This is a genomic window from Nitratireductor sp. CH_MIT9313-5, from assembly GCF_037029545.1.
Taxonomy (GTDB): domain Bacteria; phylum Pseudomonadota; class Alphaproteobacteria; order Rhizobiales; family Rhizobiaceae; genus Chelativorans.
In genome coordinates this window covers 20,594-43,564 of sequence record NZ_JAYMER010000022.1, presented here as the reverse complement: position 1 = coordinate 43,564, position 22,971 = coordinate 20,594, and the positions used below count along the sequence as shown (strand labels likewise).

Genomic DNA, 22,971 nt, shown 5'->3' with positions numbered 1-22,971 from the left:
TTAACCGTTCGCCTCGCCGGAAGCCGTGATCAGCTCAAGCATCACCTCGGCGCGCTGACGCACCCCGGCGGGGGCGGCGGCATCATTCGTGATCTGTTCGAACAAGGTTACGGCCTCATCCATCCGCTCTTCCTTCATGGCTGCAAGGCCAAGCGCCTCGCGGGCCAGGTGACGCATCGGGTGGGCATCGCCGGTGAGTGTCTCAACACGTGCGGCCACATCTGCAGCGCTGCCATGGTCCACAAGCAGGAGCCCTGCACGCAGGCGCGCGATCTCGCGGATTTCCTGCGGTGCGGAATCGTCGGCGGCAACGGCATCGAACTGCTCGACCGCCGCATCGGCTTCACCACCGGAGGCGAGAACGGTTGCCTGGCGCAGGCGAGCCAGCAGCGGATAGGCGCCATAGCCTTCCTCTTCCAGCAGCTTGAGCGCATCAAGCGCTTCCTGGCGATTACCGTCCTCGATCTGCTGAAGGGCAGCGGCAAAACGGTCGCCGGATTCATTGGCGCGGTTGGACGACCAGTAGTCATAGCCGACATAAGCCGCTGTCCCCACGATCACGAGCGCTGCCACGGCCACCGCGAGCATGCCGTAGCGGGCCCAGAGCGCTTTCATCTGATCCGAGCGAAGCTCTTCATTGACTTCGCGAATGAAACTGTCGTCCGACATCCTGCCTCAACTGTTCAACAATGCTTGCCGGTAACTGCTGCCCGGACGTTATCTTGCCGGCGCTTTTTACTGGAAATTGCGTCTTTTGGAAGAGCGCCACAGCAATAGGCCGCACGAAAGTTACCGCCTAGCACAGATATGGGTGCGGGATAAAGCGCGAGGCGCGGCAGCATCATCCCGCCCCACCGTGACAAGAGGCCGCCATAATCGCCCTCTAGGCGGATCATCCCACCTCGCCTCAAGGGATTCCTCCTGATGCTTCAATCGCCTGTCCGCACTGCCTGTGCTGCCCTCGCTTTGACCGCGCTCCCCGCTCCGCTTGCAGCCAAGGATGCGCCCGCACCGGTCGACAAGCCGCAATATGTGATCATCTCTTTCGACGGAGCCTCGCATATCGAGCAGTGGGAACGAAGCCGTGCGCTGGCACGGGAGACGGGTGCGAGCTTCACCTATTTTCTATCCTGCGTCTTCGTGGTCGATAAGCAGCACCGCGCTCGCTACCAGCCGCCGGAGATGGCTGCTGGACGATCAAATGTGGGCTTTGCACAGAGCCGCGAGGAGATCGAAGCCCGGCTCGATCAAGTGTGGACTGCGCGGGCCGAAGGCCATGAGATCGCCAGCCATGGCTGCGGGCATTTCGACGGCGGAGCCTGGAGCGCATCGGCCTGGGAACAGGAATTCGAGCAATATAAGACGCTGATGCGTGATGCCTGGTCCGCAAACAAGATCAACGGTGAGCCGGACGAGTGGAAGCAGTTCGTCGACGCGGAGATCCGCGGGTTCCGCGCGCCCTATTTGTCCACCGGGCCCGGCTTGTTCAAGGCGCTGGCCAGTACCGGCTTTGCCTATGATGCGAGCACCGTTTCCAACGGGCCAGCAATGCCGGGCCGCGAAAGCGGTTTGATGCGGTTCTCACTCCCAATGATCCCCGAGGGCCCGGAGCAGAGGCCTGTTATCGCCATGGACTACAATCTCTATGTTCGCCATTCGGGTGGTGAGGAGCAGCCGGCAATGGCCGAGGCCTTCGCCGAACGTGCCTACACCGCCTTCAAGGCCGCCTTCGACGCGCAGGTGAAGGGCGAGCGCATTCCGCTGCAGATCGGCTACCATTTCACCTTGATGAATGACGGCGCCTATTGGAATGCGCTCGAACGCTTCGCCCGCGAAGTCTGCAAGCGGGACGATGTGCGCTGCGTGAGCTACACGGATTATCTGGAGCAGGCGCCAGCCGAAGCACTCGGCGGCTGACGCCTGTCTTGCCCTATCCTTCCTGACGAACCGGCTGGCCGTCCGGCCTGCGGCTGTGGAAGTCGCGGTCGATTTCGGGCATCGGCTCGCCGGAGATGATCGCCTCGAAGGTCTTCAGACGCTTGTAGATGGACAGAAGCTCCACGATCGTCGTCCAGGAATTGACGAGATACTGGAAGGATGAGCGCACCTGTTCGAACACGTTCAGGATCTGCGTCATCACGCCGAGCGTCAGGCGGCCAGCGGCGATGGACGGGGCGAGCACGAAGAGGCCGAAAATGTTGTCCGCCTGCAGGTAGAAGATGCGCGCGACGTTGAAATACATGTAGTGGAAATAGAGGCGGAAATAGTTCCGCCGCACATCGTCGAACAACTCGCGGACCGTCTGCGGCTGGGCACGGTCGGGATTGTCCTCGCCATAGACCAGCTCCTTGCGGTAGGCCGCTTCCACGCGCTGATTCTTGAATTCCAGACCCGGCAGTTTGATGCCGACCAGCGCCAGGAATGCCGTGCCGAAGAGCGACCAGACGATGGCCGCTATGACCAGCGCATAAGGCACTTCACCGATGATCGGCAATTCGCTGACATTTTCCGAGAGTGTCACGAGCACCGGCAGGAAGGCGATGAGGGTCATCAATGCGCGCACCAGGTTTACGCCCAGGCTTTCCATGATGGTGGAAAAGCGCATCGTGTCTTCCTGCACACGCTGTGCGGCACCCTCAATGTGCCTCAGCGTCGGCCAGTAGTGCATGTAGTATTCGTTCATCGCCGTGCGCCAGCGGAAGATCCAGTGGCTGATGAAGAACAGGCTGAGCACGCCGACCGTGACACCGACAAAGGCGATGCCAGCGAAGGAGACCATCCCGGCATAAAGTTCTCCCACGGTTACCGGCGCAGTCCCCGCAAGCGCCTGCTGGATCAGGTCGTAGAACGGCCCGTACCAGGCATTCACCGCCACGCTGACCTGCACCGAGAAATAGGTGGTGAATATGATGAGTGCGGAGCCCAACACCGACCACATTTGCCAGCGATGGGGACTGACCACGAACCAGAAGGCCGCGAAGAGCAGAACGGCAACGGTGTAGTAAACGTAAAACCAGAGGAATGGCGGCGTCACGAAAACGCCGACGCCGATGACAGGTTCTGCGCCCGGCGCTTCAACCGGCAGGCCCAGATACTCGCCGTAGTTCATTCCCCCGGCATACCAGCCGAAGACCGCCAGAAGGCTCCAGATAACGGCCGAGGGAAAGAAGAAGCGGGGCGAAGGAAAGAAGGATCTGAACATCGGGTTCTTGTCGCTCGTGACCTGTTGATGCTGCACGTCCCTTTCGGGTCGCATATTCCAGCGTTCACAACAACTGAACATTTCGAAAGGTTAGGCACGTGCCCGTGCAAAAAATTGGGCCCCGCCGTTGCCGGCAGGGCCCATCTTGATCAGTTCAGCCTTGCCTGGCTTCTAGCGCTCCTCGGTGATCAGCGCCTTCCAGGCGGCGTAGACCATGAGGACGAGCAGGAGCGCGAAGGGGAAGCCGGTTGCGATTGCGCCGGCCTGCAGGGCTGCCAGCCCGCCGCCGAGCAGCAGGACGATGGCAACGAGACCTTCGAAGATCGCCCAGAAGACACGCTGCGCGACCGGAGCGTCGATCTTGCCGCCAGCCGTGATCGTGTCGATGACAAGCGAGCCGGAGTCCGACGAGGTCACGAAGAAGACGATCACGAGCACGATGCCAATCAGCGACGTGATGGAGGCAAGCGGCAGTTCGGCCAGCATCGCGAAGAGCGAGAGTTCCGGCACATAGTCCACAACCGTCTGCTGAACGCCTTCATACCCCTGAGCGAGGAACTGATCCATGGCCGTTCCACCAAAGGTCGTCATCCAGAGGATGGAGACGAGCGTTGGAATGATCAGCACGCAGGTGATGAATTCGCGGACCGTGCGCCCCTTGGAAACGCGGGCAATGAACATGCCGACAAATGGCGACCAGGAGATCCACCAGGCCCAGTAGAAGGTGGTCCAGCCATGCAGGAAGCCTTCGTCTTCGCGGCCGATCCAGTTGGACAGCTCGGGCAGATGACGGACATAATCCCAGGTATTCGTGAAAAAGCCGGAGAGGATGGCCATTGTCGGCCCCAGCACGATGACGAAGAGGAGAAGCAGCACGGCGAGAACCATGTTGATCTCCGACAGGCGTTTGACGCCTGCATCCAGACCAGCGACCACCGAGACCAGGGCGATACCGGTAATGCCAAGAATGAGCAGCACCTTCATCGTGTCGGTGTTCGGTACGCCGTAAAGCTCGTTAAGGCCGGCAAGTGCCTGCGATGCACCGAAGCCGAGCGAGGTGGCCAGGCCGAAAAGCGTCGCGAAAACAGCCATGATGTCGATGACATGGCCGATCCATCCGCGGACACGCTCACCGAAGATCGGGTAGAAGGCGGAGCGGACCGAAAGCGGCAGGCCCTTGTTGTAGGCTGCCAGCGAGAGCGAAAGCGCAACAAGTGCGTAGATCGCCCAGGGGTGCAGACCCCAATGGAAGATCGTTGCGGCCATGCCCATTTCGCGTGCTTCGGAAACCGCGCCTTCGACAACCGCGCCGTCAACTACGGGCTGTGCAACGCCCAGCGGCGGGTTGTTGAAGTGATACATCGGCTCAAGGACGCCGAAGAACATGAGACCAATGCCCATGCCTGCTGCGAACAGCATCGCGAACCAGCCGGCATAGGAGAATTCTGCAACCGCATCCTTGCCACCCAGCCGAACCTTGCCGAGCGGAGAAACCGCGATGACCAGGCAGAAGATCACGAACAGGTTGGCAGAGGCCATGAAGACCCAGTCAAAGGTCGAGGTCAGCCAGACGCGCAGATCGCCTAGTGCGGGGCCTGCAGCCTCGCGGAAGATCAGCGTCAGGATCACGAAAGCGACGATAAGAATCGCCGAGATGGGAAAGACCGGATTATGAACATCAAGACCGAGGACGCGGACATTATCCTGCCCCGGCTCAAGTCCATGATCCTCCTGCACGGATTCACTAGACATCAAATACTCCATTTATTTTTCACCCGGCGCGCGGAAACTCACGGAAATGCGACATGCCGGTTGTAGGATATCGCCGCCAAACTGCGGCTGAAGCCCCTGATCGGGAGAACATCCTGCAAATTGAGCGCCCTTCCTGTCGCAAAAGCGATAGGAATTAAACCCCTGAATTAGTGCGGCATGACGCTTTTTGAACATTTTTCAGGAAAATTTCTGCCATTTTTCCCGTTCAAGCAAATTCTTCAGCGGCATCATTACCGCTGATCTGGAGGGCGGCAGAGTTTGCCAAGCTGCGGAATTCGGGAGGGCGACCCTGCTCGACTGGACGTGTAGGGGTATCGAAAGCTAGTCTTGAGCGGCTTCTGGAACTTTTGAACCCGTGGCGAATTGTCCCGCTTGCAACGCCTTGTTTGGAGAGACACATGAAAAAGTTATTGCTTCTGGTACCCTTTGCCCTGGCTCTTGGGGCGTGCACGCCGACCCAGCAGGGTGCTGCCATCGGCGGCGCAAGCGGTGCGGCCATTGGTTCGCTCGTGGCTGGCGACAAGGTTGAAGGCGCAATTGTTGGCGGTGCTGTCGGCACCATCGCTGGCGCCCTGATCGGTCGCAGCCAGGAAGGTTCCAACCAGTGCATCTACCGCGACGAATATGGCCGCCGTTACACGGCTGCCTGCCCACGCGGATACTAAGTTTCTGCCAGTTTGAACTGGCATGAATGGAAAAAGCCGGAGCGTCACCGCTCCGGCTTTTTTGTTGGCTGGCTGCGAGAAGTGGCTACATGGTCGCGCCGATCTGCCAAGGCACAAACTCGGCATCGCCATAGCCAAGCTTCTCAGAACACGTGCGCTTGCCAGAGGCCACGGCCAGAACTTCCTCGAATATCTGCTGCCCTTTCTCCTCCAGCGAAACACCGTCGAGAATGTCGCCGCAATTGATGTCCATGTCACCGCTCATGCGTTCATACATGGCACTGTTGGTCGCAAGCTTGATGGAGGGCGACGGCTTGTTGCCATAGGCCGAACCACGGCCGGTGGTGAAGCAGACCACATTGCAGCCGCCCGCGACCTGACCGGTAATGGAAACGGGGTCGTAGCCGGGCGTATCCATGAAGACGAAGCCCTTTTCCGTCACCTGTTCGGCATATTCGTACACTGCATTGAGCGGTGTCGATCCGCCCTTGGCCGCTGCACCGAGTGATTTTTCCAGAATGGTCGTCAGGCCACCGAGCTTGTTGCCGGGGGACGGGTTGTTGTTCATCTCGTTGCGATTGCGCGCCGTGTAATCTTCCCACCAGCGGATGCGCTCGATAAGCTTTTCGCCCACTGCCGGAGTCACCGCGCGGCGGGTGAGAAGGTGTTCGGCACCGTAGATTTCGGGCGTTTCGGACAGGACCGCAGTTCCGCCGTTTCGCACGAGAATATCCGCGGCAATACCCAGCGCCGGATTTGCGGTGATGCCGGAATATCCGTCCGAACCGCCACATTGCAGCGCAAGCGTGATGTGAGATGCCGGAAGCTCCTCACGTTTCAGCGCCCCGACTGCCGGCAGCATCTGGCGAATATAGTCCAGCCCCTGCTCGATGGTCTTCGCCGTGCCGCCGGTGTCCTGGATGGTCATGGTGCGGAAGAGATCGTTTTCCTCGATCCCGTAGGTCTCCTTCATGCGACCGATCTGGAAGACTTCGCAGCCAAGGCCGACAAGCAGCACACCGCCGAGATTGGGATGGCCTGCATAGCCCCACTGCGTACGCCGCAGCATGTCGAAACCTTCGCCCTGATCTGCAAGACCGCAGCCCGTACCGTGCGTGAAGGCGACGACCCCGTCGATGCCGGGATAGTCGTCCAGCATGCCGGAATTGTTGGCAGCCTGCGCAATGAAGCGCGCGACGGAGGCGGAGCAGTTCACGCTGGTCAGAATGCCGATATAGTTGCGCGTTCCAACCTTTCCGTTGGCACGGCGGTAGCCCATGAAGGTGGCCTGCTCCTCTTCGGGCAGAATGTTGATCGGGCGCACATCTTCGCTGAAGCGGTAATCGCGCTCGAAATCGCCCATGGCCAGATTGTGCTCATGCACCCACTCACCGGGAGCGATGGCTCCCTTGGCGAAACCGATGATCTGACCGAACTTGCGCACCGCCTCGCCGTCACCGATCGGCTGGACTGCAAATTTGTGCCCGAAGGGAATGCGCGCATTGGTGCTCACGCCTTCGGAAATCACCGTGCCCGCATCAAGCTTGCGGCTGGCCACAGCTACATTGTCTTCCTGCGAGAGCCGCAGGAAAGGCGGACGGTCTGTCTGTTCGGTCATTTCTCAATTCTCCGGCGGGGGAAGAGATCCCCCGCACTGGTTGGTCAACGATAGATAAGGGTCGGAAGCCACATGGTGACGGCCGGAACGAAGGTCACCGCAAGAAGCACAAGGAACAGCGGCACCAGGAATGGCAATGTGGCCGACATGCAGCGTTCGAAAGGCACTTTCGACACACGGGACAGCACGTAGAGCACCATGCCGACAGGCGGTGTGAGAAGGCCGATCATCAGATTGAGCACGAGGATCACACCAAAATGCACCGGATCGACGCCCATCTGCATCGCGATCGGCAAGAGCACCGGCACCAGGATGGTAATTGCAGCCACCGTTTCCATGAAGCAACCGACAACCAGAAGGATCAGGTTGATGAGCAGGAGCACGATGATCGGGTTCTCCGACACAGTCAGGATCAGCGATGCGAAATGCTCCGGCACGCGGTTGGACGTCAGGATCCAGGCGAAGATCGACGCAGCGGCCACGATGAAGAGCACCACTGCCGTAGTCTCGATCGTGTCCATGGAAACCCGCAGGAAACGTTTCCAGGGCAGTGAACGGTAGACGAAAAGGCCCAGGAACATCGCCCATGCACAGGCGGCGATCGCAGCTTCGGTCGGTGTGAACGCACCTGTCAGAATACCGCCCACGATTATGATCGGCGTGAGAAGCGACAGGAAGGCGCGCTTGAAGGTGTAGTAGAGTATGCTGATGCGGAATGCCTGATCACGCGGATAATTGCGCTTGCGTGCGTACCACGCCACCATCACCATGAGCGCGACTGCCATCAGCAGGCCCGGTACGAGGCCGGCAGCGAATAGCTGACCGATGGATGCACCTGCAACCACGCCGTAGATCACCATTGGCAGCGAGGGCGGAATAATGGGCCCGATGGTCGAGGAAGCAGCCGTTATGCCCACGGCGAAGCCAGGTTCATATTTGGCATCGCGCATGGCCTTGATCTCGATGGCGCCAAGACCACCGGCATCGGCAACGGCAGCACCCGACATGCCTGCGAAGATCACGGATGCGCCGATATTCACATGACCAAGGCCACCACGCATCCAGCCAACCAGCGCCTTGGCAAAGTCGAAGATGCGTTCGGTGATGCCAGCGGTGTTCATGAGATTGCCGGCGAGAATGAAGAAGGGCACGGCCAGAAGCGGGAAGGAATCCACGCCGTTGACCATACGGTGAATGACGACAACGTCAGGAATGCGTCCGTCAAGAAAGATGAAGACGGCCGAAGACGCGGCGAGCGCGATGCCGACGGGTACGCCGAGCACGATCATCGCGAACAGCAGGACAAAAAGCAGGGTAAGCAGCATGGGTTGTCTCTATAGGTTCGCGGTGGAGACGGCGTAGTTCTCGGGATCGATCAGCCGGCTCGTTCCGGTGCGCATGTGACGCCACATGACGCGCGCCTGATAAAGCGCCATGCCAAGGAAGCAGAAGGCGACGATCCAGTAGACAACGGATTTCGGCAGATCGATGGAGACCATCTTCTGCTGTGTCTTGCCGGCCATCTCCGTGCACAGCCACGCGGTAACGGCGTAGAAGATCAGCGAAACCGCGTCGACCATCATCTGCAGCGCCTGGCGCATGCGGCGTGGCAGGTAGCGGTAAGCGAGTTCAACAGCAATATGGCTTTCCTTGCGGACTGCCATGACCGCACCGAAAAAGGTAACGCCGATCAGAAGAAATCGAGCAATCTCCTCGGTCCAACCGAGCGAGTTGTTCAGCACGTAGCGCGTGAAAAACTGGAGAAAGACCACGAAAGCCAGGCTCCAGAACAGGATGAACACCACGCTGTCGTCATATTTCACGTCAGACAGGTCTTCCTCGGGCAAGACATCCTCACCCGGTGCAGCAGAATTTTTGTCCATTGAAGTCATTCCATTGGGCGCCGCGTGCCAAATCTTCGGCACGCGGCTGTTGTGGAGCTAAGGCCTATTCGATCGCCTGGAGGCGGTCATAGGTCTCCTGATCCCAGGTTGCGTCCTCACCCATGTGAAGCTTCATCGTGGCTTCACGGAACGGCGTGCGGTCGACTTCATTTACCGTCACGCCCTGATCACGGAACCACTGGACGAGTTCTTTCTCGGCTTTGATGATCTCGTTCGTGGCGCATTCTGCCGTCTCGTCGAGCACACCTTCAAGCGCCTGCTGGTCAGCTTCGTCCATGCTGCCCCATGCCGGGCCACCAACGATGGTCAAAAGTGCATCTGTGATGTGGCCGGTCAGGTTGATGTTCGACTGTACTTCGTAGAACTTCTTGGCCTGGATGGTCGGAAGCGGGTTCTCCTGAGCGTCCACGGTGCCCTGCTGGAGAGCCAGATAGACTTCCGCAAAGGCGATCGGGGTCGGGTTGGCGCCCACAGCCTTCGGGAACATCATGTAGAGCGGTGCATTCGGCACGCGGATCTTCAGGCCGTTCATGTCCTCGGGACCGTTGAGCGGCTTGTTGGATGTGGCATGACGCTCGCCATAATAGGTCAGCGAGGTGATGTGGTTGCCGGTCGCTTCCTCGTAGCCTGCTGCGAGTTCTGCGAAGAGGTCGGAGTTGCGGAACTTGTCCCAGTGATCATAGTCGCGGAACATGTAGGGCGCGCCACCGATGGCGATGGGACCATAGGCGCGGCCGGCGAAGAGCTGGCCGGTGTAGATGATGTCGACGGTGCCAAGGCCCAGGCCTTCATTGATGTCGACTTCCTTGCCGAGCGATGATGCCGGGAAAACCTCGATGGAATAGCGCCCTTCGGTTGCTTCCTTCAGCTTGTCGGACGCTGCGACTGCGCAGGTGTGATAGGGCTCGCTGGACTCATAGACATGTGCCCATTTCAGAACCGTCTCGGCCTGTGCCGGCATTGCCAGAAGCGAGGCGCTTGCGAGCGCAGCCGCACCAAATGCGTAAAGCAGGGATGATTTCACGTGTACTTCCTCCCGATGTGATCAAGGCATGCGCGGCTGCCAGCCACACCTTACCTTCCCGATTTGCTGCACATATCCGGTCCGCCTCTGGCAGGGCATGCGCAGCCATTCTTGTTCCAGGTTCACCCCTCTCCCGATCATCGCCGTGACCTCCTCACGGATAATGACTGTTGATGAACAGGGCTTCCCCTAGCGGAAGAAACCGTACTAACATGTTAGTATGAGATCAAGCGGCAATACACAGTTTTTGAGAAGTGACATGACCACGGCACCCAAGCGAGGGGGCGCTACAGAGCGCATCACCGAGGAACTGCGGCAGGCGATCGTGACGCTTGAGTTGCGCCCGGGCCAGGTGCTCGACAAGGCGGAACTGACCGCACGTTTCGGCGTGTCTCGCTTCCCGGTTGCAGAAGCGCTCAATCGTCTGAAACTGGAGGGGCTGGTCGATATTCGCCCCCAATCCGGTTCGAGCGTTTCGCTCGTGCGGCTGAAGGATGTGCAGGAAAATCTGTTCATGCGACGCGCGCTGGAGGCGGAGATTGCTGAGGCGGTTGCCGAACGCGCAGACCAAAATCTGCTTGCGGAACTGAAGCGCAACATGCGCTATCAGCAAGCCGCCGTGGAAGCTGAAGACCGTGTCGGCTTCCACGATCTGGACATAGTCTTTCACGACCTGATGGTCAGCATATTGGACTATCCCCGGTTGCGTCAGTCGATCGAAAGCCTTCGCCTTTCACTGGATCGCGTGCGCAGGCTGCTCTCCTCCCCTCGACGCCATGCAGTTACCTATCACGAACATGTGCAAATTCTGGAGGCGCTGGAGGCCCGCGACGGGCCACGGGCGCGCGCTGCCATGGTGGCGCATATCGATGCGGTTCTTGAGGAGCTGCAGCGGTTCCATCAGCAGAACCCCACGGTTTTTGCCGATCACAATGAAGTCTGAGCGCGCTCCGGATCGGTTCCGGAACTGAGGATGGTCTGGCGCCGTTTCTCCTTAAGACAGAGGAGAAACGACATGAGCGACATGCTGAACGACATCCATAAGGGCATGCGTGTTGAAGACGTGCACGGCCATGAGATCGGGACTGTGGAGTGGGTTCATCTTTCCGACGAGAACCCCGACACGGCGCAGACTGAAACCGTGACAGCTGATCCGATTGGCAATGAGCGCAAGTCCAGCTTCGTTGATCTCATACTCGACGCCTTTCGCACCGACGAGATCCCGCAAGTGCTGCATGAGCGAATGCTACGCGAAGGCTTTATCAGACTGGATGCTGACGGCCTCTTCGCAGCCGACCGCTATGTTCTCGCCGAGCAGGTAGCTTCGGTTGCCGGCGACTGTGTGAAACTGAATGTGGAGCGGGAAGCACTCATCAAGGAGGGCTGAGCCGCGACAACAACCTAGCGGGGCATGAGGCGGATCAGGGCACCGCCCTCCCCGTCGGTCAGTGCATAGAGCGTTCCCTTCTCATCAAAAATAACATCGCGGATGCGCGCGGCCATTTCGATGCGCTCGTCACCCAAAACCTCTTGCCCCTGAAGATCAAGACGGGTGATGGCCTGCGACGACAGCCCGGCCAACAACAAGTCACCCTTCCATTCGCCAAGCGGCCCTTCCGGCACGAAGGCTATGCCTGATGGCGAAATCGCCGGGTTCCAGCTCTGGACGGCAGATTTCAGCTCCGGCTTGGTCGACGGGTCGGGTATCGAGCGCCCTGAATAATGATTGCCGGCGCTGACCAGCGGCCATCCGTAATTGCCTCCGGCTTCAGGGATATTAACTTCATCACCGCCCCGAGGGCCGAATTCCGAGATCCACAAAGCACCCGTCTCGGGATGGATGGCCGCGCCCTGCACGTTTCGGTGGCCATAGGACCAGACTTCAGGTGCGCCTTCGCCGCCGCTTGCAAATGGATTGTCCTCAGGCACCGAGCCGTCGTCATTCAACCGGACCACCACGCCCAGATGGTTGCGCGGATTCTGCGCCTCATTCATGTGGTTAAAACGGTCGGCAAGAGTGATGAAGAGTTTTCCGTCAGGCGAAAAGGCCAGCCGCGAGCCGAAATGATTGCTGCCGGAGACAGCGGGCTGCTGCTGAAAGATGACTTCGAAGTCCTCAAGCCGGCTTCCATCGTCACTCAGCCGCCCGCGCCCAGCAGCCGTTGCCGCACCTTCGTCACGTGGTTGGGCGAAGGTGAGATAGACAAGGCGGTTTTCGGTGAAGTTCGGATGCAGCTCGACATCGAGCAGCCCACCCTGCCCGCGTGCAAAGACCTCCGGGGTACCTTCGATAACGGACATTTCTCCACTCGTCATATCGACGCGCTGAAGCGTGCCCGTTCGCTCGGTAATCAGCATTGCGCCATCGGGCAGAAAGGTCGCGCCCCATGGTGAGGACAAGCCGTCGGCAACCGTCTCAATGGAAAGCGTGTAATTCTCGGTTTCCACCTGCCGGGGAAGCGACTGAGCGAAGGAAAGCCCGGCCATCGCCGCAAGGGCGGTTGTAGTTGCAATCAAGCGCGCGATCCTGGGAAGCATGAGCGGCTCCTGTGCCTTGGGGAAAGCATGGTCGAAAGCGGCCAAGCCGCTCCCGCCTGACCCTTAACCGACCCCGAAGGCCTCATGTTCCCATCCGTGCGCAGAAGCGGCAAGTGCGAGCGACTGGAACAAGTACCACTCCCGTCGCCTATTTCGGCTCCAGCCGTTTCGCCTTGCGCTTGAGGAAGTTGTCGAGCCCTTCCGCCACCTCCGGCCCGCTTTGCACGATACCCGCCATCAGGCTTTCGGCAAAAAGTCCATCGGTCGTGGACATATCGTTGATCCTGCCGATGGCGGTGACGATAGCATAGTTTGACAGGGGCGCGTGCTTCGCCGCTCCTTGCGCGATTTCCATCGCGCGGTCGAAACTCTTGCCCTCGTCAGCGATCTCATGACACAGGCCGAGCTCATAGCCACGCTTTGCATCGAAGGTGCGCGCGGCAAGCATCATATCCACCATGCGGTCGGGACCGATGATACGGCCGACGCGGACCGTGGCACCGCCCCCGGTAAAAATCGCACGCTGCCCTTCCGGCAGCGCAAAGAAGGTGTTTGGTTCGGCCACACGGGAATGACAGGCGGCAGCAAGTTCAAGCCCGCCACCGACCACGGCTCCCTGCATGGCAGCAATGACGGGCGTTCCGCCATATTGGATCTGATCAAAGGCCCAGTGCCACTTCTGACACATCCGCATGAATTGCGCGGGGGTGCGGCGCAGTCGGGCGTGCTCTTCCAGATCAAGCCCGGCACAGAAATGATCGCCTGCACCACGCAACACGATGGTTTTTGCCTCCTCGGGCGGCTCGGAGAAAAAGCGCCCGATCTCTACCGCCACTTCCTCGCTGATGGCATTGCGCCGCTCGGGACGTGAGAGGGTCACTACCGCGACCGGCCCGTCCATCTCCACTTTCAGATATTTCAATTCCATATCCGCTCCCCTCTCCTGCCGCATCGGATCACGCGCGCAGGTGGACAATCATATTGGCGCCAACCTATCGGCTTGGGCGCGATAGGGAAGATGTTGCACAATCATTTGCGGGGACAGGTTGCGGAACCCCGATTTGCGCGAATGCACGGGCTCGGAAACAACCGCATCAACGGGGAACAGGACCGGTGGAATCACCCAGGATGAGCTCTGCCGGCATCACTTCCCGGACGGTTGTCGGATCCCGACCTTCGATCAGTTCGAGAACCAGTTCGCCGATCCTGTGGCCTGCCTCACGAATGGAGGAGCGCGTGACAGTCAGGCTTGGCAGCATCGAGTGGGGATTGAGGTAGCTGACCACATCGTCATGGGCGATAAGCGAGAGGTCCCGCCCGATGACCAGCCCCTTGGAACGGGCGACGCGCAAAATGCCCATGGCCATGGTCATCGAGCTTGCGACGATTGCCGTGGGCGGCTGGTCGGCATTGAGGAAATGCGTGGCAATCTCGCGCCCCGATACATCCGTATGCTCGCCATTGGTCACGAGGTTTTCGTCTATCTGCACCCCGCGCTCCTCGAGAGCCGTGCGAAAGCCTTTCTCACGCTGCTCGGCATAGCTGAAGCCCCGCAACCCGTTTGCAAGGCCAATGCGTCGATGCCCCAGATCAAGCAGATGGCGGGTCGCACGCTGGAACACACCCATATTGTCGATATCCAGCCAGGCGTGCCTGTCGGCGCTCAAGGTGCGGCCATGAACGATATATGGCATGGCCAAAGCGTTCAGCGCATCAATGCGTTCGTCATCCTCCTTGGGTAGCGAGACCACCAGAGCATCAACGGTGCGGCTGGCGATCAACCGGCGATAGGCCTTCATCTCCTCGCCCCGCTCGACCGGTGCCAGCATGAGATCCATGTCCGCTTCCAGCATCCGTGCGCCCAAGCCTGCAAGGAACTCCGAGAAGTGAGGGTTCATCAGGCAGTCGCTGGAAGCCGCGAAGGTCAGACCGATCACGCCTGCCCGGCCCGTCGCAAGCCGCCGCGCACTCGCATTGGGGCGGTAGCCAAGCTTGCGCGCAGCCTCTTCAACACGTTGGCGCGTGGCCACGGACACGTCGTCATGGCCGTTCAAGGCACGACTGACAGTCGTCTGTGACAGGCCCAGCATGGTCGCCAGACGTTTCATATTCATGGGACTGCTCATGCCGGAGAGCACCCGAAGCGCATTCGATTATCGTTCAACTACCCCTCCTTTGCCGCAGCATTATTGAGCATATTCGCGCATCATCCACAATAGCAGCAAAGTCAGGCTGCGCCATCGTAAGGTTCCGATTTTTCGTTGTTTTTCTATCTTTATAGGCTGTTTAACCGCCAATTCCGGAGATAGTCAGACGGCAGGATCTCCTGACATAGGCTTGACAGCAGCGACGCAAACAATCTAATCGTTTTATCCGAAGCGCTTCGGATAGTTCATGTGGCGAGGCGCTTTTCGGGAGAAACGCGACTGGAGGAGGTCGCGGAAAACGGGAGGAGTACCCATGAAGAAGATACTTGCAGCAGCAGTCGTAAATGCTCTCATGTGCTCGACCGCACTCGCCGTGGAAGTGACCTATGCTTCCGGTATCACGGGTGATGGCGTTCGGGTTTTCCAGGAACTGGTGAAGCCTTGGGAAGAAGAGACAGGCAACAAGGCAGTTCTCGTGCCCATGCCGTCCTCGACCACCGATCAGTTCGGCCAGTACCGGCTGTGGCTGGCTGCTGGCAACAAGGATATCGACCTTTATCAGACCGACGTCATCTGGGCGCCCCAGCTCGCAGACCACTTCGTGGATCTCAGCGAGGTTGCAACCGATATCGCCGAACAGAATTTCCCCTCGATCATCGAATCGCAGACTGTTGACGGCAAACTCGTCGCGCTGCCGCTCTTTACCGATGCGCCTGCCCTCTTCTACCGCAAGGACCTGTTGGAGAAGCATGGCGAAGACGTTCCCGAGACCTGGGAAGAGCTGACGGAGACCGCCAAGCGCATTCAGGACGCCGAACGTGCCGAAGGCAACAAGGAGCTCTGGGGCTATGTCTGGCAGGCCAATGCCTATGAAGGCCTGACCTGCAACGCCTTGGAACTCATCAAATCCTATGGTGGCGGGCAGATCGTGGAACCGGATGGCAGCATTTCGGTCAACAATGAGAAGGCTGCAGCAGCATTGAACCTCGCGGCCACCTGGCCCGGCAACATCTCGCCCGAAGGTGTTCTTGCCTACAAGGAAGAAGAAGCACGCGGCGTCTGGCAGACAGGCAAGGCCGTCTTCATGCGCAACTGGCCCTATGCCTATCACCTGGGCAATGGCGAAGACAGCGAAGTTGCTGGCAAGTTCTCTGTGGCTCCACTTCCAAGCGGCGAAAAAGGCGGATCATCGGCTGCCACACTCGGCGGTTGGAACGTGGCTGTTTCCAAATACAGCGAGCGTCAGGAAGCCGCGATCTCGCTTGCGACCTATCTCGCAGGACCCGAGGCGCAGAAGCGCCGCGCTCTGCTTGCCTCAAATCTTCCGACGCTGGAGGCGCTCTATGACGACGCTGAAATCGCCGAGCAGCAGCCGATCATCCCGCAGTGGAAGGAAGTCTTCATGCAGGCGGTGCCACGCCCGTCGGCTCCAACCAAGTCGGCCTACAACGAAGTTTCGTCCAAGTTCTGGAACGCTGTGCACAACACGCTGTCCGGCAAGGCCACGGCCGAGGAAAATCTAGAAATCCTCGAACTCGATCTCGAAGAGATGAAGGGTTCGGGCTGGTAACCCTCCCAGGGGTACCGCACCGCTTCGGCTTCGGCCGGGCGGTGCGGGTTTGATGGGCTGAACAACCCGACCAGGGAGGACTTCATGGCTATTGCGGCTGAAAGCCTGATGGCAGCGCCGGAACGTGGCATCTCGGAACTTCGCAGGCAGAGGCAACGCGCCGCCATGCGCTTCCTGCTTCCGATGATCGTCGCACTCCTCGTGGTGGCCGCCTGGCCGCTCATGCGTACCATCTATTTCTCGTTCACCAACACGACGCTATCCAACCTCGATGGTGGCGAGTGGGTTGGGCTGGGCAACTATCTCAACTGGCGCACCTTGTCCTCCGGTCGCGTCATCTATCGCGGCGTCCTGGCGGACCCGCAATGGTGGAACGCAGTCTGGAACACGGTCTGCTTCACCGTCATCTCGGTCTCGCTCGAGACAGTGTTCGGTGTCGTGGTCGCACTGGTTCTGAATGCGGAATTCCGGGGCCGCGCGCTGGTCCGCGCAGCCGTTCTCATTCCCTGGGCCATTCCTACAATCGTGTCGGCAAAGATGTGGGGCTGGATGCTAAACGACCAGTTCGGCATCATTAACGACATGGCGCTGTCACTTGGCCTGATCTCGCAAAAGATCGCCTGGACGGCGAATCCGGACACTGCAATGGCAGCCGTCATCATGGTGGATGTCTGGAAAACCACACCCTTCGTGGCCCTCCTCACGCTTGCCGCCCTGCAGACCGTGCCCCGCGAGGTTTACGAAGCCACGCGTATTGATGGCATCAATCCGATCAAGGTTTTCTTTCGGGTGACACTGCCCCTGATCCGGCCGGCCATTCTGGTTGCGGTCATCTTCCGCACGCTTGATGCGCTACGCATGTTCGACCTGGTCTATGTGCTGACGCCAAATTCCGCCGCGACGCGCACCATGTCCACGCTGGCACGGGAAAATCTCATCGACTTCGACAAGTTCGGCTACGGCTCGGCGCAATCAACCTTGCTGTTCCTGATCATCGCGATCTTTGTCGTCGCCTATCTCAAGCTTGGCCGGCTCGATCTCAGCGGGGAGGCAAGACGATGAAACTGCTTTCAAATATCGCGTTCTATCTTCTGGTCGGCGTCATTGTCCTGATCTCGGTCTTCCCGTTCTACTATGCCGTCCTCACCAGCTTCGAGACCGGGACGGCCATCTTCCAGGTCAACTATCTGCCGGTATCGTTTGACTTCGCCAACTACTGGAGCGTTCTGGGCGCACGCAATTTCCCGCGTTCGATCCTGAACTCGGTCTTCATCGCGACACTGACGGTAGCGTTCGCTCTTGTTCTAGCGGTAACTGCCGCCTACGCCCTCTCGCGGGTGCGCTTCAAGGGCAGAGGCGCGGTGCTGCTTGGAATCCTGGCCGTTTCCATGTTTCCGCAGATCGCGGTGCTCTCCGGTCTTTTCGAGCTGGTCCGGTTTCTCGGCATCTTCAACACACCTTGGGCGATGATCATGAGCTACACGATCTTCACCCTGCCCTTCACAGTGTGGGTGCTGACCACATTCATGCGCGAACTTCCAGTCGAGCTGGAAGAAGCGGCCATTGTCGATGGTGCGAGCCCATGGGTCATCATCACGCAGGTCTTCCTGCCGCTTCTGTGGCCGGCCATCGTGACGACGGGGCTCCTGGCATTCATCGGCGCCTGGAACGAGTTCCTCTTCGCGCTGACCTTCACGGCTTCGGAGACGACCCGCACGGTGCCGGTGGCCATCGCACTTCTTTCAGGCGCAAGCGAGTTCGAGATCCCGTGGGGCACGATCATGGCCGCTTCCGTCATCGTGACAGTGCCGATCGTCGCGCTTGTCCTGATCTTCCAGAGAAAAATCGTATCCGGCCTCACCGCCGGCAGTGTGAAAGGCTAAGGCACCATGGCCCACATCAAGCTTGAAAATATCCGCAAGTCCTTCGGTGCGTTCGAAGTCATCAAGGGCGTGGACATGGAAATACGCCCCGGAGAATTCATGGTCTTTGTCGGACCTTCGGGCTGCGGCAAGTCCACGCTTCTTCGGCTGATTTCGGGCCTGGAAGACGCGACGGGCGGCGATCTCCTGTTTGATGGTGAGCGCGTCAACGACCTCGTTCCCTCCAAGCGGGGCATCGCCATGGTTTTCCAGTCCTACGCGCTCTATCCGCATATGACCGTGTTCGAGAACATGGCATTTGGCCTGAAGCTCTCAGGCGCTGATGCCGGGCAGCTCAAGGCGCGGGTGACAGAGGCTGCGCGCATGCTGCAGATCGACCACCTTCTGGAACGCCTACCGCGCCAGCTTTCCGGCGGCCAAAGACAGCGCGTGGCCATCGGCCGTGCCATTACGCGCAATCCGCGGGTATTCCTGTTTGACGAACCGCTGTCGAACCTCGATGCGGCGCTTCGGGTGTCCACGCGCATCGAGATTGCCCGCCTGCACAAGAAGATGAACGACACAACCATGGTCTATGTGACGCATGACCAGGTGGAGGCAATGACGCTCGCCGATCGTATCTGCGTTCTGCGCGACGGGAAGGTCGAGCAAATCGGCACTCCGCTCGAGCTCTATGAGCAGCCCAACTCCACTTTCGTCGCGGGCTTCATCGGCTCGCCCAAGATGAACCTGCTCAACGGCGAGAAGGCAGGTGCATATTCCTGTCACACGCTCGGCATCCGCTCGGAGCATCTGGAGATCGACGAAAGTGGCCGCTGGGAGGGCCGGGTGATTCATTCGGAGAATCTGGGCTCCGACACCTATGTCTATGCCGATGCAGGGGCGGAAGAACCAGTGGTCATCCGCCAGCAGGGGAACCGACCGGTCGCGCCGGACACCGCAATCCGCTTTTCGCCGATGGAAGCGCATCTGCACCGCTTTGATGAAAGCGGCCTGCGCCTGCGCTGATCCAGCGGCCATTACACTTCAAACTGAAAACGAGGCATTTCATGATACGCGCGCTCGTGTGGGGCGAAAACGTCCACGAACAGAAAAACAGGGTCGTGCGGGAGATCTATCCTGACGGCATGCATGAAACCATCGCGCGCGGCCTGCGCGAGAGCGGTGGCATTGATGCGCGCACCGCCACGCTTCAGGAGCCTGAGCACGGCCTCACCAAGGAAGCACTGGAAAATACGGACGTGCTGCTCTGGTGGGGACATGCCGCGCATGGCGATGTCGATGATGCGATCGTCGATCGCGTCGTGCAGCGGGTCTGGCAGGGCATGGGTTTCATCGCGCTACACTCCTCGCATTTCGCAAAGCCGTTCAAGCGCCTGATGGGTACTTCATGTGCCTTGAGCTGGCGGGAGGCGGGCGAGCGGGAACGTCTCTGGACGGTTAATCCCGCCCACCCGATCGCCAGAGGGCTGCCTGCGCATTTCGAACTTGAAAACGAGGAGATGTATGGCGAGGCCTTCGCCGTGCCCGAGCCGCTGGAGACCGTCTTCATTTCCTGGTTTCAGGGCGGCGAGGTTTTCCGCTCCGGCATGACCTATCAGCGCGGCAACGGTCGGGTGTTCTATTTTCGGCCGGGGCACGAGACCTATCCGACCTATTACGATGCCAATATCCGCAAGGTAATTGCCAACGCCACTCAGTGGGCCTTCAACCCGAATATCACCGATCATGACATGACAAAGGCACCGAACGTTCCTGTCGAGAAGGCCCTTGAGCCTATCGAGGAGCGTGGTCCCAGATTGCATGCCGCCGGAGAGGAGGGTTCCCGATGAGTGCTGATACGATCCGCATCGCCATTCTTGGCACCGGCTCCATGGCAGCAGCTCATGCGAGAGCCTTCCAAGGTATCGAGGGCGTGGAAGTGGTTGCGGGGATCGACCTGCATGCAGACCGGCTGAACGCCTTCTGCAAGACGCATAATATCGACAAGGCCTTCAGCGACCTTGGCGAAGCGCTTGCCTGGGTGCAGTTCGACGCAATCGCGAATGTTACCCCCGATCAGGCGCACCATTCGACGACATTGAAGGCACTTGCAGCTGGCAAACATGTCTTCTGCGAAAAGCCGCTTGCAACCAACCACGCCGACGCACTGGAAATGGCAGCAGCTGCCGAAAAGGCAGGCCTTATTGGCATGGTCAATTTGAGCTATCGCAATGTGAATGCGGTCCAGAAAGCTCGTGAAATGGTGCTTGGCGGAGAGATTGGCGCAGTGCGCCATGTGGAAGCGTCATATCTGCAGAGCTGGCTTTCCAGCGCCTATTGGGGCGACTGGCGCACCGAAGACCGCTGGCTCTGGCGCCTTTCGACGCGCCATGGCTCAAATGGAGTGCTTGGCGATGTTGGCATTCACATTCTCGACTTTGCATCCTTCGGCGTCGGCTCCGAGATTGCGGATGCGGATTGCCGCATGAAGGCATTTGCGAAGGCGGAGAATGACCGCATTGGTGAATATAACCTGGACGCCAATGACAGCTTCGTCATGGCGGTGACCTTCGAAAACGGCGCGCTGGGCACCATTCATGCGAGCCGCTGGGCCAGCGGCTATTCCGACGATTTGAGTCTGCGCATCTTTGGCAGCAAGGGTGGTCTGGAAGTCTCCTATGGCGGCAAGGATATCAATGGGCAGCGCATCGCGCGTCTGCGCGCCTGCACAGGAGACAATCTTCTGACACATCAGTGGCGCGAAGTGCCGCTTGGGCCGGTGCCGACGAATTACGAGCTCTTTGTCCAGGCCATTCGGGAAGGACGAACGATCGAGCCGTCATTCGGGCATGCTGCCCATCTTCAGAAGTTCCTGTCGCAGGAGCCTGAGCGTCTGGCGCAAAGCGCCTGAGAAAGGGCAGGAGCAGCCGCGCCAGCGCACGCTGCTCCTGCCATTCAAGCATCTTCGCAAGTCCGACGCGCCATCGGAAGCTGTTTCAAATCGCGCAGCCTTCGATGGAGGGCCGGAGACGTGATCAGATGCCGCACGGATGCCGTCACGGCGATCCGACTATTCCCACTCGATGGTACCCGGCGGCTTGGATGTCACGTCATAGACAACGCGGTTGATGCCCTTGACCTCGTTGATGATGCGGGTCGCCGCGCGGCCGAGAAATTCCATGTCGTAATGATAGAAGTCCGCGGTCATTCCGTCGACCGAGGTAACGGCGCGCAGCGCGCAGACGAATTCGTAGGTGCGGCCATCACCCATGACGCCAACCGTCTGCACCGGCAGCAGGACTGCGAAGGCTTGCCAGATCGCATCATAGAGGCCGGCCTTGCGGATCTCGTCGAGATAGATCGCGTCGGCAGCGCGCAGGATATCGAGCTTCTCGCGCGTCACACCACCCGGGCAGCGGATGGCGAGGCCGGGACCCGGGAACGGATGGCGACCGACAAAGCTGTCGGGAAGGCCCAGTTCCTTGCCGAGCACGCGCACTTCGTCCTTGAAGAGCTCACGTAGCGGCTCGACAAGCTTCATGTTCATGCGCTCCGGCAAACCGCCCACATTGTGGTGCGACTTGATCGTGACCGATGGTCCGCCGGTGAAGGAGACGCTTTCGATCACGTCGGGATAAAGCGTGCCCTGAACGAGGAAATCCGCGCCGCCAAGTTTTCTGGCTTCTTCCTCGAACACTTCGATGAAAAGACGGCCAATGGTCTTGCGCTTCTTTTCCGGGTCCGCCTCGCCCTCAAGCTGACCGATGAACTTGTCGGAGGCATCAACAAGGATGAGCGGCAGATTGTAGTGCTCGCGGAACATCTGGACGACTTCCGCCGCCTCGTTTTTGCGCATCAGGCCGTGATCGACGAGGATGCAGGTCAACTGGTCGCCAACGGCTTCATGAGTCAGAAGTGCGGCAACGGATGAATCAACGCCACCGGACAGCGCGCAGATGACCTTCCCGTCACCCACCTGATCGCGGATCGCCTGCACCGCCTGATCGCGATAGGCGGCCATGGTCCAGTCGCCCTTGAGACCGGCAATCTTGTGCACGAAATTGGCAAGCAGCTTGCCGCCATCTGGCGTGTGCACGACTTCGGGATGGAACTGCACGGCGTAATATTTGCGGCTCTCGTCGGCAATCGCGGCAAATGGCGCGCCGGACGAGGTTGCCACCACCTTGAAGCCGGGCGGCAGTGCCGTGACACGGTCGCCGTGGCTCATCCATACCTGATGACGTGTGCCCGCCGCCCAGACGCCATCAAACAATGCGCAATCTTCCTGCACATCGAGGAAGGCGCGGCCATATTCGCGATGGTCGCTGCTTTCCACCTTGCCGCCGAGCTGGGCGCACATGGTCTGCTCGCCATAGCAGATGCCGAGCACGGGCAGACCGGAATCGAAGATTGCCTGGGGCGCTCGTGGGCTGCCGATATCCACCGTGGAGGCCGGGCTGCCCGACAGGATGACCGCCTTCGGCTTGAGCCTATGGAAGGCTTCTTCCGCATTTTGGAAGGGAGCGATTTCGGAATAGACCCCGGCTTCACGCACGCGGCGCGCGATCAGCTGCGTGACCTGGCTGCCGAAGTCGATGATGAGAACTGTATCTGGATGGCTGAGCGTCGTCATGGCGAGGCTTTAGAAACTTATGGCCAAAAGCG

The 22,971-nt window shown here is 59.6% G+C and carries 21 protein-coding genes; 10 read left to right on the top strand and 11 right to left on the bottom strand.

Annotation, left to right across the window (positions count from 1 at the left end):
* A complete protein-coding gene (locus tag WA367_RS15590; RefSeq protein ID WP_336057697.1) occupies positions 1-669 on the bottom strand; it encodes a tetratricopeptide repeat protein in 669 nt (222 codons plus the stop codon).
* A gap of 255 nt (positions 670-924) precedes the next feature.
* On the opposite strand from WA367_RS15590, the gene WA367_RS15585 reads away from it, so the two are divergent.
* Positions 925-1,917, top strand: coding sequence for a polysaccharide deacetylase (locus tag WA367_RS15585; protein WP_336057696.1), 993 nt, complete (start codon positions 925-927; stop codon positions 1,915-1,917).
* A 13-nt stretch (positions 1,918-1,930) separates the two neighbouring features.
* Here WA367_RS15585 and bacA read toward each other — a convergent pair whose 3' ends face one another.
* The gene (bacA, locus tag WA367_RS15580; RefSeq protein ID WP_336057897.1) at positions 1,931-3,202 is read right to left on the bottom strand and encodes a bacteroid development protein BacA; all 1,272 of its coding nucleotides are present in this window, start codon (positions 3,200-3,202) and stop codon (positions 1,931-1,933) included.
* Positions 3,203-3,373: 171 nt separating this feature from the next.
* The gene (locus tag WA367_RS15575) at positions 3,374-4,954 is read right to left on the bottom strand and encodes a BCCT family transporter (protein ID WP_336057695.1); all 1,581 of its coding nucleotides are present in this window, start codon (positions 4,952-4,954) and stop codon (positions 3,374-3,376) included.
* Between the two features lie 419 nt (positions 4,955-5,373).
* Between WA367_RS15575 and WA367_RS15570 the strand changes: the two genes are divergently transcribed.
* Positions 5,374-5,640 (top strand): YMGG-like glycine zipper-containing protein, encoded by a 267-nt coding sequence (locus tag WA367_RS15570; protein WP_336057694.1) that lies wholly within the window; start codon positions 5,374-5,376, stop codon positions 5,638-5,640.
* An 85-nt stretch (positions 5,641-5,725) separates the two neighbouring features.
* Here the strand turns inward: WA367_RS15570 and WA367_RS15565 are convergent, their stop codons facing one another.
* From WA367_RS15565 to WA367_RS15550, 4 genes are all read right to left on the bottom strand, one after another.
* Positions 5,726-7,258, bottom strand: coding sequence for a UxaA family hydrolase (locus WA367_RS15565; protein ID WP_336057693.1), 1,533 nt, complete (start codon positions 7,256-7,258; stop codon positions 5,726-5,728).
* Between the two features lie 44 nt (positions 7,259-7,302).
* A complete protein-coding gene (locus tag WA367_RS15560) occupies positions 7,303-8,583 on the bottom strand; it encodes a TRAP transporter large permease (RefSeq protein ID WP_336057692.1) in 1,281 nt (426 codons plus the stop codon).
* Positions 8,584-8,592: 9 nt separating this feature from the next.
* Positions 8,593-9,141 carry a TRAP transporter small permease gene (locus WA367_RS15555; RefSeq protein ID WP_336057691.1) on the bottom strand — a complete coding sequence of 183 codons (549 nt, stop codon included), beginning with the start codon at positions 9,139-9,141 and terminating at the stop codon, positions 8,593-8,595.
* Between the two features lie 64 nt (positions 9,142-9,205).
* Positions 9,206-10,186: a sialic acid TRAP transporter substrate-binding protein SiaP gene (locus WA367_RS15550; protein WP_442935598.1), complete on the bottom strand. Its 981-nt coding sequence runs from the start codon at positions 10,184-10,186 to the stop codon at positions 9,206-9,208.
* Positions 10,187-10,445: 259 nt separating this feature from the next.
* On the opposite strand from WA367_RS15550, the gene WA367_RS15545 reads away from it, so the two are divergent.
* Together WA367_RS15545 and WA367_RS15540 are read left to right on the top strand one after the other, a co-directional pair.
* Entirely contained in the window at positions 10,446-11,129 is a 684-nt protein-coding gene (locus WA367_RS15545) for a GntR family transcriptional regulator (protein ID WP_336057690.1), read from the top strand.
* A 72-nt stretch (positions 11,130-11,201) separates the two neighbouring features.
* The gene (locus WA367_RS15540; RefSeq protein ID WP_336057689.1) at positions 11,202-11,573 is read left to right on the top strand and encodes a hypothetical protein; all 372 of its coding nucleotides are present in this window, start codon (positions 11,202-11,204) and stop codon (positions 11,571-11,573) included.
* A gap of 14 nt (positions 11,574-11,587) precedes the next feature.
* Here the strand turns inward: WA367_RS15540 and WA367_RS15535 are convergent, their stop codons facing one another.
* The 3 genes from WA367_RS15535 to WA367_RS15525 all read right to left on the bottom strand — a co-directional run bounded on the left by WA367_RS15535 (position 11,588) and on the right by WA367_RS15525 (position 14,838).
* Positions 11,588-12,724, bottom strand: a complete 1,137-nt coding sequence (locus WA367_RS15535; RefSeq protein WP_336057688.1) for a PQQ-dependent sugar dehydrogenase — start codon at positions 12,722-12,724, stop codon at positions 11,588-11,590.
* A 148-nt stretch (positions 12,725-12,872) separates the two neighbouring features.
* Positions 12,873-13,652 (bottom strand): crotonase/enoyl-CoA hydratase family protein, encoded by a 780-nt coding sequence (locus tag WA367_RS15530; protein ID WP_336057687.1) that lies wholly within the window; start codon positions 13,650-13,652, stop codon positions 12,873-12,875.
* Positions 13,653-13,818: 166 nt separating this feature from the next.
* Positions 13,819-14,838 carry a LacI family DNA-binding transcriptional regulator gene (locus WA367_RS15525; protein ID WP_336057686.1) on the bottom strand — a complete coding sequence of 340 codons (1,020 nt, stop codon included), beginning with the start codon at positions 14,836-14,838 and terminating at the stop codon, positions 13,819-13,821.
* A gap of 346 nt (positions 14,839-15,184) precedes the next feature.
* Between WA367_RS15525 and WA367_RS15520 the strand changes: the two genes are divergently transcribed.
* The 6 genes from WA367_RS15520 (at position 15,185) to WA367_RS15495 (ending at position 21,217) form a co-directional block, all read left to right on the top strand.
* The gene (locus tag WA367_RS15520; protein WP_336057685.1) at positions 15,185-16,441 is read left to right on the top strand and encodes an ABC transporter substrate-binding protein; all 1,257 of its coding nucleotides are present in this window, start codon (positions 15,185-15,187) and stop codon (positions 16,439-16,441) included.
* Between the two features lie 84 nt (positions 16,442-16,525).
* On the top strand, positions 16,526-17,503 hold the full coding sequence (locus WA367_RS15515; protein ID WP_336057684.1) for a carbohydrate ABC transporter permease: 978 nt from the start codon (positions 16,526-16,528) through the stop codon (positions 17,501-17,503).
* On the top strand, positions 17,500-18,324 hold the full coding sequence (locus tag WA367_RS15510) for a carbohydrate ABC transporter permease (protein WP_336057683.1): 825 nt from the start codon (positions 17,500-17,502) through the stop codon (positions 18,322-18,324). The genes WA367_RS15515 and WA367_RS15510 overlap by 4 nt, the downstream gene beginning before the upstream one ends.
* A 6-nt stretch (positions 18,325-18,330) precedes the next feature.
* The gene (locus WA367_RS15505; RefSeq protein ID WP_336057682.1) at positions 18,331-19,332 is read left to right on the top strand and encodes an ABC transporter ATP-binding protein; all 1,002 of its coding nucleotides are present in this window, start codon (positions 18,331-18,333) and stop codon (positions 19,330-19,332) included.
* Between the two features lie 41 nt (positions 19,333-19,373).
* Positions 19,374-20,156 (top strand): ThuA domain-containing protein, encoded by a 783-nt coding sequence (locus WA367_RS15500; RefSeq protein ID WP_336057681.1) that lies wholly within the window; start codon positions 19,374-19,376, stop codon positions 20,154-20,156.
* Between the two features lie 11 nt (positions 20,157-20,167).
* Positions 20,168-21,217: a Gfo/Idh/MocA family protein gene (locus tag WA367_RS15495; protein WP_336057895.1), complete on the top strand. Its 1,050-nt coding sequence runs from the start codon at positions 20,168-20,170 to the stop codon at positions 21,215-21,217.
* Between the two features lie 159 nt (positions 21,218-21,376).
* On the opposite strand, the gene guaA is transcribed toward WA367_RS15495, so the two are convergent.
* Positions 21,377-22,939: a glutamine-hydrolyzing GMP synthase gene (guaA, locus tag WA367_RS15490; RefSeq protein WP_336057680.1), complete on the bottom strand. Its 1,563-nt coding sequence runs from the start codon at positions 22,937-22,939 to the stop codon at positions 21,377-21,379.
* Positions 22,940-22,971: the final 32 nt, after the last annotated feature.